Raw genomic sequence first — 13,064 nt, forward strand, 5'->3', positions numbered from 1 at the left:
GGCGTGTGTCGGTCGTTGCGGGGTGCCTGGTGATCGGGCGGCCTCGCGGTGAAGTGGTGATGACCTCGGCCGGGGATCTGATGGTGATCCGGCCGAAGCGGATCGCGCTGCCCTTCTGGGCGGTGCTGCTCGGGCTGGTGTTGCGCTGGTCCGGCCGGGCCGTGTGGTGGTGCCTGCGGCATCCGGTCGCCGCCGGTACGGCGGTGCTGGCGTTGTGGTTGTTCGTCGAGTTCGGCTGGTCCGGGCTGGTGGTGCCGTTGGTGCTGGGGTCGGCGGCCTCGGCGGTGTGGCGGTGGCGGGACGAGTCGTCCTGGTGGACCTGGTTGGCGGGTCCGCTGCTCGGGTCGTTCCGGCGGGTGTTCGTGTATCGGCGGGTGTGGCGGGAGTCCATGACGCTGTGCGGGCTCGCCGAGACGTACGAGCTTCGGCCGGTCCTGCCGCAACTGTTGTGGGTGCGGTCGGATCAGGCGCTCGACGTGCTGACGGTCCGCATGGTGCGGGGCCAGACGCCGGAACAGTTCCAGGCGGTCTCCGCGAACTTGGCGTACGCGTTCGGCCGGCGACATGTCCGGGTCTACTCGGCACGTCCCGGCGACCCACCGACCCGTACCGGTCACGCGGCATGGTTGCTGCGGCTTGTGGATCGGGTGCGGTTCCGGGATCGGCCGACGCTGGTCTACCTGGCGGTGGTGCGTACCGACGCTTTGCGCACGGTGGTGCCGCCGTTCGATGTGCCGACGGTGCCGGACTTCACCGCGCTGCCTTTGGCCCGGCGGGAGGACCTGCGTCCCTGGTCGCTGCACCTGCTTGCCACGCATGTCCTCGTGGGTGGGGCGACCCGCTCCGGGAAGGGGTCGGTGTTGTGGTCGCTGGTGCGGGTCCTCGGCGGTGGGATCGCCTCCGGTCTCGTCCGGCTCTGGGTGATCGACCCGAAGGGCGGGATGGAGTTCGCGCTCGGCCGTCCGATGTTCGCCCGGTTCGCCTGCAAGTCCTTCGAGGCCATGGCCGACCTGCTCGACGAGGCCGTCACGGTGCTGAGGGAGCGGCAGACCCGGCTTGCGGGCACGGTGCGGGTGCACACGCCGACGGAGGCTGATCCCCTGGTCGTGGTCGTCGTCGACGAGATGGCCGCGCTGACCGCTTACCTGCAAGATGTCGAGCTGCGTAAGCGCATCGCCTCGTCGCTGGGGCTGCTGCTGTCCCAGGGGGCCGGCGTCGGCGTCCTCGTGGTGGCCGCGTTGCAGGACCCGCGAAAGGACGTGCTGCCGTTTAGGGACCTGTTCCCGACCCGCATCGCGCTCGGCCTCACCGAGGCGTCCCAGGTCGACATGGTCCTTGGCGACGGTGCCCGCAACCGGGGAGCGCTGGCCGATCAGATGCCCCGGTGGGCCAAGGGCGTCGGGTACGTGATCCTCGACGGCACCCCCGACCCGATGCGGGTCCGCTTCTCGTACGTCTCCGACGACGACATCCGCGCCATGGCCCGCCAGTACCCGGCACCCGCCGATGCGGCGGACATCCTCGCCCAGGTCCGGAGGGAAACCGCCCCCGAACCGGCCCGGCCACCGCTGCCGCGCACGCCGTCCGGGCCGCTGCTACCCGAATCGCTGCGCAATCTGCTCGACCGCGACACCAGGGGTGAGGGCCGATGACCGCGCCTGCTCGCCGCTTCTACCGGCTGCGTACCCCCGAACCGGTCACCGCCGTGTCCGTCCGCGTCGACCCCGACCGGCCCGACCCGTACCCGGTCTATCTCGCCGTCGGTGCGGGCCGACGCCGCATGTCCCTGACCCCCGACGAGGCGTGGGCGCTGTGGCGCTGCCTCTCCGAAGCGGTCGCCTCACTCGGCACCCCACCTGACTACATCCGCACCGACATCCGACCCGCCCGGAGGTAACCGCCGTGAACACCCTCACCCGCGTCCTCAACCGGCTCCGGCGTCCGCTGCACATCCGGCTCGTCGGCCCCGCCCACCCAGACCGCCGCCGCCCTCCACGGCGTGGCGCACATGGTCGACCGCCGCCCCGACATGAACGGCCGACGCATCCGCATCGACCTCACCATCCGCGAAACGCCGCTGGAGGAATGGCGATGACCACCCGCACCGAATCCGCGGTACGCCTGGTGATCCTGCTCGCCATCGGCACCATGGCCGGCGCCGCCGCCTTCACCCACGTCCACGACCTTTCCGTCGCCCACGGCCAACCACACTGGATCGGCTGGGCCAACGCCGTAGCCGTCGAACTGATGGCCATCTACCTCGGCCTGGAGATCCGCGCCCGACGGCGCACCGGCCGCCCCGTCGGCCTGGTCGGCTCGCTCCTGGTGGCCTTCGCGCTGCTCTCCCTCGCCGCCCAAGTAGCAGGCGCTGAACCGTCCGTGTGGGGGTGGATCGTGGCGGCGGTGCCGTCGCTGGCGTTCCTCGCCCTGGTCAAGGTCGTCCTCTCCAACGCTCCAATTACTCCGCCGACTGTCGAGCCGCATGAGCCGATCGCGTACCGGTCCGAGGAAACTGAGCTGGCCACCGAAGTCGAGCCGGTCCGCCCGGCTGACCCGACGCCGTCCGTCGTTCCGGCGGTGCTGCCGCCCCGTGCCGTTCAGCCCAACCGGCCGCATGTCGTCGGGATCATCCGATGACCGTTGCCACCCTGCCCGGCCTCGAACCCGCCCCGACCCCGGCTGCACCACCTCGGCCGGGGTCGCGGGCGGCCCGCATGGCACTACCCCGCTCCGTCGACGTCCTCAAAGAGATCGCGGCCGAGTACGGCGTCTGCGTTCGCCCCCTCGCGATGCGGCGGACCGACCTGAACACCGGCCTGACGGAGGTCATCGATCTGCCCTGCGGCGCGACGCGGGAAGACAAGTGCGGGCCGTGCGCGAGGAAGAACCGCCGCCTGCGGCAGGCCCAGATCCGGGAGGGCTGGCACCGCGACGACGAACCCCTACCGCCACCGGAACCGGCGACCGAGGAACAGAAGGCGCTGGTTCTGCTGCGCGGGCACCTGGAGTTCTCCCGCGACGAGGCATCTCGGGCCAGCCAGTGGGACCAGGTTGACGACCTCGACGAGGCGATCCGCGAAGTAGAAGAGGCGATCACGGCCGAAGGACTCCGGGGCCGAGTCGCCCCGCCACACTCGACCGGCGATGACGACCAGGGCGACGAGGACACCGGGCGCCGCCGTAAGCGCTCCACCCGCCGCCGACAGGACGCCCCGGACCTCCCTCGGCGCAAGGTCGAGCGACGCACCGTCGGCCGCACCTACACCGCCCCCGACGGCACCGCCTACCGGCCGTCGATGTGGCTCACGCTCACCCTCGACTCCTACGGCCCCGTCCGCCCCGACGGCACCCCGCTCAACCCCGACCGGTACGACTACCGCCGCGCCGCCTGGGACGCCGTCTACTTCCCCCGACTGCTGGACCGGTTCTGGCAGAACCTGCGCCGCTGCGAAGGATGGAACGTCCAGTACGCCGGCTGCGTCGAGCCCCAACGCCGACTCGCCCCACACGCACACTTCGCCATCCGAGGCACCATCCCCCGCGACGTGCTCCGCACCGTGGCGGCGGCCACCTACCACCAGGTGTGGTGGCCCTCGGTCGACGCCCAGCGGTACACCCTCGACCGGCTACCGGCCTGGAACGAACAGGCTTCGGCGTGGGTCGACCCCGACACCCACGCGCCGCTGACCACTTGGACGGAAGCACTCGACGCCATCGACGCCGACCCCGACGCGGAACCGGTACACGTCGTGCGCTTCGGCTCCCAGGTCGACGCACGCGGCGTCATGCCCGGCACCGACGACGCCGAACGCACGATCCGCTACGTCACGAAGTACATCACCAAACACACCGGCGACGTCCACAAGATCACCAGCATTCGGCAGCGCGCACACCTGGACCGGCTGTGGCAGGAACTCCAGATCACGCCTTGCACCGAACGCTGCGCGAACTGGCTGCTCTACGGCATCCAGCCCCGAAAGGCGAACGCCAAGCTCAAACCGGGCCGCTGCAAGGGCAAAGTCCACCAACGAGACACCCTCGGCATCGGCGGCAGACGCATCCTCATCTCCCGCGACTGGTCCGGCAAAACCCTCTCCGACCACAAACACGACGTACGGGCCTGGGTACGCGCCCTGCTCGGCGTCACCGTCGGCCTGGACAGCGTCGACGACCAGGGCGCCACCGTCGAACCCGTCCGCCACGCCTGGGAACTCGCCCGACCCGACGATCCCGACGTCGGTCCGCTGGCGCATCGGCTGCTTCGGGCGATCGGCGAACGTGCCCGCTGGCGCTCCGAACTCCTCGCAGCCAAAGACCGCGCCGCCCAGCTTTCCGACACCGCAACGAAGACGGGCACGAACGGCACTACGGGGGAGGGGCTGTGATGGCGGGGAACGATGGGCTCTGGACGATCCGGGACGTGGCGGCGTACCTGCGGGTGCCGCCCGAGACGCTGTACCGCTGGCGCAAGGTCAAGTACGGTCCGCCGGCCGCCCGGGTCGGTCGACACCTGCGGTACGAACCGGAAACGGTCCGGTCCTGGGTACGTGAGCAGGCGGCGGCCTGATGGGACACGTCGAGGATCGCTGGTACAACGTCATCCGACATCCCACCGGCCGCAAGGAGCGGGTCAAGTCCGAACGGTTTGGCAAGGGGCTGCGGTACCGGGTCCGCTACATCGGCCCCGACGGCCGGGAGCGCAGCCAGTCATTCCCCGACCGTGCCAAGCGCGACGCAGAGGCGTTCCTTGTCTCGACCGAGACGGACAAGCTCCGGGGCTCCTACGTCGACCCGAAAGCCGGTCGGATGACCTTCGCGGAGTACGCGGAGAACTGGCTCCGGACGCGCTCCTTTGACGAGTCGACCCGCGAGAGCACGGAGTTCCGAGTACGCAAGCACCTGGTGCCCTTCTTCGGCTCTCGGCAACTGGCCGACATCAAGCCGGGTCACATCCGGGAGTGGGACGCCAGCATGGTCGGCAAGCTGGCTCCGGCGACTCGGGCCGTGATCTTCGCCCACCTGCGGACCATCCTCGGTGCGGCCGTTGATGACGAGCGGATCGCCAAGAACCCGTGTTCGGCAAAGTCCGTCAAGCCACCGCGACCGGTGCAGCGTCGGGTGGTGCCGTGGCGGTACGAACAGGTTTCGGCAATCCGCGCTGGCCTCGCCCAGCGGTACCGCCCGATGGTCGACCTGGGGGCCGGCTGTGGACTGCGGCAGGGAGAGATTCTCGGCCTCGGGGTCGACGACATCGACTTCGACGGCGGATGGGTGCACGTCTCCCGTCAGGTCAAGCTCGTCCGCTCCCGGCTCGTCTTCGGGCTGCCCAAGAACGATCGGGACCGCCGGATACCCCTGCCCGACTCCGTCGCCCAGGTGCTACGCCAGCACATCGACGACTTCGCCCCGCTGTCGCTCACCCTGCCGTGGGAGGACCCGGCCACCGACGAGCGGGTCACGTTCCCGCTGCTGTTCACCACCACCCGACGCGGCGCGATCAACCGACGCACCTTCGACAACAAGAGCTGGCGGCCTGCCGTCGTGGCGGCTGGCATCACGCCGACTCGCGCTACGGGGATGCACGCGCTACGCCACTTCTATGCCTCGTCGCTGCTCGACGCGGGGGAGAGCATCAAGGCCCTCGCCTCGTACCTCGGCCACGCCGACCCCGGCTTCACCCTCCGCGTCTACACGCACCTGATGCCGGCGAGCGAGGAACGCACCCGAAACGCGATCGATCAGCTGTTCGGATGAACAAACACCGCGACTTGGCTGCTCCGCCAAGCACGTCACGTTGATCAACAAGAAGCGGTGCCAGGTGGCAAAGGGTAACTGTCGCCTATTGGAGCGGCGTGACCATCTCGGGCAAAAGCTAGTCAACTGTGTGATTCGGGGGCAACGGAGTCGTGTAGTCAATGCGGATCCGGCTCGGACTGTCATCTTTGCGACTCATCTGATTCGAGGGGCGGGCGGTCAGGAGATTTGCCAGCGTGCCTGGTGCCACTACCCTCGATCCATGGGTCTGCTCGCCAGTCAGCCTCTGTCTGCCGCAATAGGCTTGGTGCTGGTTCTGTTCCTAGTCTGGGCTCTTGCGGGCCATGAATGGCTGGCGGGGATTCTATCGCTGATAGCGATAGCTTATGTGGCAGTCCCCTTCACGAAGGGCGGCGACTATGTGGCCCGAATCTTGGTGGAACAGATAATCGTAATTCTATTTATTGTTGGCACAGGGATAAAAATCGTATTGAGTGGATACGTCACCAGTGGTATTTTCAGGTTCACCCTTGGCCTATCGATGCTCTCGGCGGCATGGATCTGGATCCAGCGGGGAGCTGAATATAAGCTGTGGGTGTCGGCAGCATTGCTCGGGGTATTTGCCTCGTGGCGTATTGCGGCGAGGATCGGTAGATCGGCAGCCATGGCTGAAGCTGATTTCCAGTATCAGGCTGCGGCCGAGGTGACTCCTCAGGCTTTGATGAAGCGCGATGAGGCTCTCCTGCAGGCGATATATAAGGTGGCGCATGGCCGTGCGGGAAGGTTCGTTGCCGCACGAGATATCGCTCCATTCCTGCAGCTATCGGGCCATGAGGCGGAGGTGGCAGCTCACCGGTTGATCGACAGCGGAAAGATCGAGGAAGACGATTACGGTTACGCCTTGACGCGGACGGGTGTGGAGGCGTACGAGCGCCTACAACTCAATGGAAAGCGGAGATCGCCGGTGAGTAATATATTCAATTTTCATGGCAGCGCGTCTGGTGTTTTCGGGTCTGGTAATGACGTATATGGTAATAAATTTACATCTAGTGTCCTTCCGGATGGCTTGCTCGATGAGCTCATGTCGGCTGCTGCTCAGGTGCGTGCCGAGGCGACAGAGTCTCAAGCTCGACGTATCGATGCAGCCATAGCCGACTTGCGAGTTGCTGGCGACAACCCTGAGCGGCTGAAGCGTGGGGTGCAGCGGCTCGTGCAAATCGCGGGCACCCTGGGTGACATCGGTGCGCCGCTTCTCAGAGTTGCCAGCGAAGTGATCTCTGCACTTCCTGGCTAGGCGGTTGTACCTTCGATGCACGCGGACGGCCCGATGGCGGCCCAGGAGGTTTATCGCCTGGCGCCTCCCCAGGTCAGCGGGCGTCTCGCGTTCATAATCCGGCGTACAGGTCGACTCGTCCGTCTCCCACCAGCTCAGAGCCCCGATCAGGGCTCTGAGCTGGTTCATGGGCTGGTCTCATTCGACGTGGCGAGTGGCTTCAATGCGATGCAGGACAGGACGTCCGCTAACCGCTGGCCCTCCTGATCACTGCGACCGGAACTCGTGGACGACCTCGATCGCACCGACGATGTGCTTGTTGAACTCGTCCAGTTCCTCGGCGGGTACCCACAACTCCAAGATGGTGTCGCCGCCGACTTGGCGCACGGGGTAGCGGCTCAGGAACTCCGTCTCGACCTGGAAGCGGGTCACGTAACCCGTGCCGGAGGCGGGCACGTTCCAGTCCCGGGCGATCTTGATCGCGTAGTCCTCGTTCAACACCGGGTAGAAGATCGGCTGTTCGGGCAGGCGCGGCGGCCACTGCCGCCACCCCGAGGCGCGGACAAGCTCCAGCTCCTGTGGCCCGGTCGGGCGCCACAACACCGTCGTACCCACGCCACTGCTCAACTCGACCCCGCTATTCCCGTCGATCGTGAGCCCGGACAGTACCGAGCCGCCCGCGACCGACACCACCGCATTCACCGCTGGCCACGGTGAGCCGATGTTGACCCAAGCGCTGCTCGATCGCCTCGAACTTCGGACGGCGGCTCGCGCTGGCTGTCGGCGAGCATTCTCGTTCGTGGCGGTAGGTGCCGGTGGATTCCGCGGCATCCAGCAGCGACCTAACCCAGGTCGATTCGATAGTCCAGGCTGACCCTGTCGGCGGGGATCGTGATGTCGGCGACCTCAAGGACGCGGTCCCCGGCATAGGTCTGCCGCGTGAGGACGACCACCGGCACGCCGCCGGGAATCCGCAGGGTGTCGACCTCGTCGGGTACGGGCATCCTCGCCCGGACCTGCTCCCGCACCGACGTGATCGTGTGGCCCAGGCTGTGAAGTTGCGCGGTGTTGCCGCCGGGCCACGGCTCGTTGGCGGGGTCGGCCACAGGGGTGCCGGTCACCATCTCCAGCAGCAGGTATGAGGTCGACATCTGCTGTGGCGTGCCGTGTGTCCGGAAGACGAAGCGGCGTTCGAGCAGCATCGTGCCCGGCTCGACGCCGAAGAGGTCGGCGATCGTCTCGCTCGCGGGCGTCTCGTGGAAGGCCTTGTCCAGGGTGTACGCCGACCACGGGATCTGCTGGTCCGTCGTGAACGACGTACCAAGTTCGCCGGAGCGGACCTGGTCGAGTTCCTTACGGTAGCGGTCGGAGCCGAGACGCCGTACGGGCATGGTGGTCCGCGCGTACGTCCCGCGTCCCATCTCGGTGACCACCAAGCCCTCGGCGCGCAGCAGGGCGAGCGCCTCCCGGACCGTTCCGCGCGCCACGGAGAACTCGGTCATCAAGGTCGATTCGCTGGGCAGTAGCGCCCCAGGCGGGATCGCGCCGGACATGATCCGGCGGCGCAGTTCTTCCGCCATCAACCGGTACCGGGGTGGCTCTGGGTGCGGGGTAGGCACGTCCGTCACCGTACCGCCGATCTTCCGGAGTCTCTTCTGCGCCGCACCCTCGGCGAGCCTGTCTAGACAGGTTGACTGGACGGGTTTAGGGTTGCAACGCAACCGGCACGGAGAGTGACCTAGGGGTAGGTGTGTCTGTGTCGGTTGCCCCTACGACTTCCGGAGGCAACCAGTGACGCGGTCGAAGTGGTTCCAGAGGCCGGACGAGCCCATCGACGTCGTCCGGCAGGTGATCTCGGTCGACCAAGAGCGCGTCCGAGCTGGACTGGCGCGCAGCGGGTCGACGAACCAGCGTCCCTACCACCGTCTGAGTTCTGACGAGAGGCCGGACGGCTCTGCCCATGACCCGGCCTGAGGTCCCGTTCCGTGTCGAACTCGCGTGGTCGGTCATCGACGCCCACCACAAGGGCGTCTGTACGCGCTGTCAACCGCATACCGCCTGCCCGAGGCTCGAAGACGCCGCAGCGACCGTCAACGCCTGGCGTACCTCGGTCGGGAGAACTGCTCTACCTCACCCGGGAGGCCAGTCCGCAGTTCCACAGGCCGATCCACTTCCGACTGATCAGGGTTCTCGAGTGGACGACGTTCGACGGCTGGATCTGGCTTGAGGGATACCAGATCGGCAACCGTGGTCAGGCCACCGAGCGGCGGTCGGTGTTCGTCCTCGTCGCCGGTCTCAGAAGGGCTTCCGGCTTGCCTGGGCGGCAGTCAGCGAGACGTCCTCGCGCGACGGGTGACTAGGGTGGTGGGCTCACCGCCATCGTGTGGCGAGGAATCACGCGCGGCGCGTGGCGCACACGATGGCGGTGAGCCCGGCTCGTGGCAGAGCGGTCATCCCTGCGAGCAACAGAGTGATCAAACCTGCGTGAGCAGCAGCGGTCAGACCTGCGCGAGCAGCAGCGGTCAGACCTGCGTGAGCAGCGCGGCGAGGCGTTCCGCGACGGGTGGGGCGTGCAGGTGGAGGCGGGCAACGTTGATCGCGTCGGCGCCGACCACGGAGAGCAGGGCCTGCGGGCCGACGGCGTACACGGAGAAGTAGCCGGCCTGGTTGCGGACGGTGGACTGCCGGAACTCGCCCTGGCCGAGTCGGAGGCTGACCTGCCGGCCGAGGCCGAAGGTCGCCGCCGCCATCGCGGCCAGGTCGTCGGGGTCCAGCGGTGGTGGTACGTCGTGGGTGATGCGCAGTCCGTCCACGCCGCCGAGGACGCTTCCCTGCACGCCGGGGATCTGTAGGCGCAGCTCGGCGAGTTCGGTGCCGATGGCCGGGTACGGCAGACGCGGGTTGCCGGCCAGGGACGGCGGGAAGGCAGGCGGCGGTGGGGCGGCCGGGCGTTGCGCGGTGCGGCGGGGTAGGAAGGTTTCGCTCACAGTTCGAGGCGCTCCTCGATGCTGCGCAGCTGGTGGCGGGCGAGAGCCAGGTTGGAGCGGGTCTTGCTGAGCATCAGGTAGAGGAACAGGCCCTTGCCGTTGGCGCCGGCCAGCGGCCGGATGATGTGGTACTGACCGCCGAGGGTGATCAGCATGTCCTCGATCTCGTCGTTGAGCTTGAGCATCTCGATGGTCCGCATCTTGGCGCGTACCACGTCGGTGTTGCCGGCGGCGGCGACCGTCAGGTCGATCTCCGGTGTGCCGCCCGCGACGCCGAGTGTCATCCCGCTGGTGTAGTCGACGAGCGCGACGCCGATCGCGCCGTCGATCGTCATGGCGTCCTTGAGGGCGGTGTCGAGGTTGGCCACGGTGCCTCCAGGTTCGACTGGCGTCCGGGTTCGCGCCAGCTCGTGGTCTTCCCGGGGGCCGGGCCCCGGGTGAGCAAATCTCGGACGAGGGTGGCACACGTGACCTGCGGTGTGCACCCGGGGGCAGCGCGATCGAACTGAGTGGGCCACGCTCGGTGACCGGCGGGCCGGTCGAGTTCGTCGCTGCGGCTGATGTCTCGGTGCCGATGTCGTCTGCTACTCAGTCCGCAACCTGGGCATCATCGGTCGGTCGACGTCGTTTCGGAGCGGCATCGGGTACCCGGGGGCGCGCATGGAGTACCACCGACGGCACCGGGCACAGCCTGTCGGGTGCCCGGTGCCGTCGCGTCCATAGTGTGGGTGGCGCAAGGATGGGAGGTACCGGGTGCTGGAGCGACTCAACCAGGCCATGGAGCACATCGAGCGGCACCTGGACCGGCCGGTCGACGCCGGTGAGCTGGCGCGGATCGCGGTCACGTCGGAGCACCACTTCCGGCGGCTGTTCTCCGCGCTGGCCGGCGTTCCGCTCTCCGAGTACGTGCGGCGTCGCCGGCTCACGGTGGCCGGCGCGGAGGTGGTCGCGGGGGAGCGCACGCTGCTCGACATCGCGGTCCGCTGGGGGTACGGCTCGGCCGAGGCGTTCGCCCGCGCGTTCAAGGCGGTGCACGGGGTCGGACCCGGTGAGGCCCGGCGTACCGGCGCGGTGTTGCGGGCCCAGCCCCGGATGTCCTTCCGGCTGACCGTCGAGGGAAGCAGCAGCATGCGGTACCGCATCGTGCAGAAGGAGTCCTTCCGGCTGGTCGGCCGCAAGGCCCGGGTGCCGCTGGTGCACGGGGGCATGAACCCGGCCATCGTGGCGTTCGTCAGGAGCATCGAAGCGGCGACCCGGGACCGGATCGAGGCGCTGTCCGACCAGGAGCCGGCGGGCGTCGTCAACGTCGGTGCCGGCCTCGCCGACAGTCGCGCCGAGGGCACCGAACTCGACTACTGGTTCTGCGTGGCCACCGGCGCCGACGTGCCCGAGGACCTGGACGCCATGCCGGTGTCGGCGGGGACGTGGGCGGTCTTCGAGATCTCCGGGGCCTTTCCGGAGGCGGTGCAGCACCTGTGGCGGGACGTGTTCACGCAGTGGTTCCCGTCCAACCCGTACCGCTCCCGGCCCGGTCCGGAGATCTCCCGTACCCGGATCTCGGCCGACGGCGGTCACGCCGACGCGGAGCTGTGGATCCCGGTGGAGCCGGTTGCGGCCTGAGCGCTCAGGACGGCGTACCGGTGAGGTCGGCCAACACCCGGCGCTGGAAGGCGCGGGCCTGCGGGCCGGACGGGGGTGGGCCGCCGTCGCGGGCGGCGACCGACCGGACCACCAGGTCGGTGGTCGCGGCGTCGACGAGCGGTCCGGCCTCGGCCAGCAGCCGCCGGCCGGCGGCCACCTTGGGCAGCCACACCCCGTGGTGCAGGCGTACCCAGGACCGGCACGCGCCGAGCACGGCGTCCTCCGCTCCGGGTGCGGGCACGTCGCCGGCGGGCAGCGGCAGCGCCAGCCACCACCGGAGCGCCTCGACCACGAGCCGCCGCAGGTCGTCGGGGGAGAGGTCGGCGACGACGTCGGCGGCGGGCGGGCCGAGGAGGGCCCGCCCGCTCTGGTGCAGGATGCTGCGGTCCAGGCCGTACCAGAACAGGCCGTCGGCGGGCGGCCTGTCCGCCGGGCCGTACGACACCCGGAAGGCCATCCCCGCGCCGGTGTTCAGCTCCACCTCGAACCCCGGCTCGGGCGTGCCCGACCGGGCCACCTCCCACCGGTACACCACCAGTTCCAGCCCGCGCGCCGGGCAGGGCAGCGTCTCGTGTCGCAGCCGTGCCACCAGCTCACCGGCCGTCGTGCGGTCCAGCGGGCCGCCGCAGACCAGTGCCACGTCCACGTCACTGCGCCCCGGCTGGTACGCGTCCAACCCCACCGAGCCCGCCGCGTACGCCCCGCGCAGGTCGTCGCCGAGCACCTCGCGCGCGGCGGCGACCAGCTCGGTCAGGTAGCGCAGCAGCGCGTCAGGCATGCTCGAGTTCGCCCGGCGCGCCCCAGCGCATCCCGGCGGGCAGGAAGTACGCCGACACCTCGGTGCCCAGCGCGTGCCGGATCACCATCCGGGCGTGCTCGTCGAGGTCGGGCAGCCGCCCCGGGGCGAACCACCGCACGTCCGGCGACTCCTCGTTGTCGACCCGCAGGTCGCCGCCGAGCAGACGGCAGCGGAAGCCGAGGTTGAGGTACTCGCAGCGGTCCCCGTTCGGGTACGTGCGCGGATGCGTCACCGCGCTGCTCAGCCGCAGCGGCTCGACCTCCAGACCGGTCTCCTCCAGCACCGCGCGGACCACCGTGCTGGCCGGCTGCTCCTCCGGCTCGACGAAGCCACTCACCACCGACCATCGCCCGTCGTAGGCGAGTCGGGAGAGCAACAGCTCGCCCGCGTCGTTCCGGACCACCGCGCTGACGCTGGGTAGCCAAATCAGCTCGTGTCCGACGTGTTCACGCATCCTCAGGATGTATTCCGGTACGCCCATCCGGCGACCTTAGCCGGGTGCCGATCGGCGCTCGCATCCGGTCAGGACGATCCGGCCGGTGGCCCGATTTCCCTGGCAGGCTTGGATTTAGCGAGCCTCGGACGCGCTCGGTGCGCGCGCCGTCGCGGC

The 13,064-nt window shown here is 68.9% G+C and carries 14 protein-coding genes; 8 read left to right on the plus strand and 6 right to left on the minus strand.

Annotation, left to right across the window (positions count from 1 at the left end; all coding sequences use genetic code 11):
- The first annotated feature begins 59 nt into the window (after positions 1-59).
- The 7 genes from ABZ738_RS23575 to ABZ738_RS23605 all read left to right on the plus strand — a co-directional run bounded on the left by ABZ738_RS23575 (position 60) and on the right by ABZ738_RS23605 (position 7,048).
- A complete protein-coding gene (locus ABZ738_RS23575) occupies positions 60-1,652 on the plus strand; it encodes a cell division protein FtsK (protein WP_357216358.1) in 1,593 nt (530 codons plus the stop codon).
- Positions 1,649-1,897 (plus strand): hypothetical protein, encoded by a 249-nt coding sequence (locus ABZ738_RS23580; RefSeq protein ID WP_357216361.1) that lies wholly within the window; start codon positions 1,649-1,651, stop codon positions 1,895-1,897. Before ABZ738_RS23575 ends, ABZ738_RS23580 begins: the two co-directional genes overlap by 4 nt.
- Positions 1,898-2,091: 194 nt before the next feature.
- Positions 2,092-2,637 (plus strand): DUF2637 domain-containing protein, encoded by a 546-nt coding sequence (locus tag ABZ738_RS23585; RefSeq protein ID WP_357216363.1) that lies wholly within the window; start codon positions 2,092-2,094, stop codon positions 2,635-2,637.
- Complete coding sequence (locus ABZ738_RS23590) at positions 2,634-4,385, plus strand: replication initiator (RefSeq protein WP_357216366.1); 1,752 nt, start codon at positions 2,634-2,636, stop codon at positions 4,383-4,385. Before ABZ738_RS23585 ends, ABZ738_RS23590 begins: the two co-directional genes overlap by 4 nt.
- Positions 4,385-4,567, plus strand: a complete 183-nt coding sequence (locus ABZ738_RS23595; protein ID WP_357216369.1) for a helix-turn-helix domain-containing protein — start codon at positions 4,385-4,387, stop codon at positions 4,565-4,567. The genes ABZ738_RS23590 and ABZ738_RS23595 overlap by 1 nt, the downstream gene beginning before the upstream one ends.
- A complete protein-coding gene (locus ABZ738_RS23600) occupies positions 4,567-5,754 on the plus strand; it encodes a tyrosine-type recombinase/integrase (protein ID WP_357216372.1) in 1,188 nt (395 codons plus the stop codon). Before ABZ738_RS23595 ends, ABZ738_RS23600 begins: the two co-directional genes overlap by 1 nt.
- Before the next feature lie 262 nt (positions 5,755-6,016).
- Entirely contained in the window at positions 6,017-7,048 is a 1,032-nt protein-coding gene (locus tag ABZ738_RS23605; protein WP_357216375.1) for a hypothetical protein, read from the plus strand.
- Positions 7,049-7,294: 246 nt separating this feature from the next.
- Here ABZ738_RS23605 and ABZ738_RS23610 read toward each other — a convergent pair whose 3' ends face one another.
- From ABZ738_RS23610 to ABZ738_RS23625, 4 genes are all read right to left on the minus strand, one after another.
- Positions 7,295-7,654: a hypothetical protein gene (locus tag ABZ738_RS23610; protein WP_357216439.1), complete on the minus strand. Its 360-nt coding sequence runs from the start codon at positions 7,652-7,654 to the stop codon at positions 7,295-7,297.
- 215 nt (positions 7,655-7,869) lie between these two features.
- Positions 7,870-8,646, minus strand: a complete 777-nt coding sequence (locus ABZ738_RS23615) for a GntR family transcriptional regulator (protein WP_357216378.1) — start codon at positions 8,644-8,646, stop codon at positions 7,870-7,872.
- A gap of 903 nt (positions 8,647-9,549) precedes the next feature.
- Positions 9,550-10,014 carry a roadblock/LC7 domain-containing protein gene (locus ABZ738_RS23620; RefSeq protein ID WP_131052046.1) on the minus strand — a complete coding sequence of 155 codons (465 nt, stop codon included), beginning with the start codon at positions 10,012-10,014 and terminating at the stop codon, positions 9,550-9,552.
- Entirely contained in the window at positions 10,011-10,382 is a 372-nt protein-coding gene (locus ABZ738_RS23625) for a hypothetical protein (RefSeq protein WP_131052045.1), read from the minus strand. Before ABZ738_RS23625 ends, ABZ738_RS23620 begins: the two co-directional genes overlap by 4 nt.
- A 385-nt stretch (positions 10,383-10,767) precedes the next feature.
- On the opposite strand from ABZ738_RS23625, the gene ABZ738_RS23630 reads away from it, so the two are divergent.
- Complete coding sequence (locus tag ABZ738_RS23630; protein WP_357216382.1) at positions 10,768-11,634, plus strand: AraC family transcriptional regulator; 867 nt, start codon at positions 10,768-10,770, stop codon at positions 11,632-11,634.
- A 4-nt stretch (positions 11,635-11,638) separates the two neighbouring features.
- Here the strand turns inward: ABZ738_RS23630 and ABZ738_RS23635 are convergent, their stop codons facing one another.
- Complete coding sequence (locus ABZ738_RS23635; RefSeq protein WP_357216385.1) at positions 11,639-12,433, minus strand: nucleotidyltransferase domain-containing protein; 795 nt, start codon at positions 12,431-12,433, stop codon at positions 11,639-11,641.
- Positions 12,426-12,935 carry an NUDIX domain-containing protein gene (locus tag ABZ738_RS23640; RefSeq protein ID WP_357216388.1) on the minus strand — a complete coding sequence of 170 codons (510 nt, stop codon included), beginning with the start codon at positions 12,933-12,935 and terminating at the stop codon, positions 12,426-12,428. The genes ABZ738_RS23635 and ABZ738_RS23640 overlap by 8 nt, the downstream gene beginning before the upstream one ends.
- Positions 12,936-13,064: the final 129 nt, after the last annotated feature.

The organism is Micromonospora sp. NPDC047793, from assembly GCF_040642635.1.
GTDB lineage: Bacteria > Actinomycetota > Actinomycetes > Mycobacteriales > Micromonosporaceae > Micromonospora.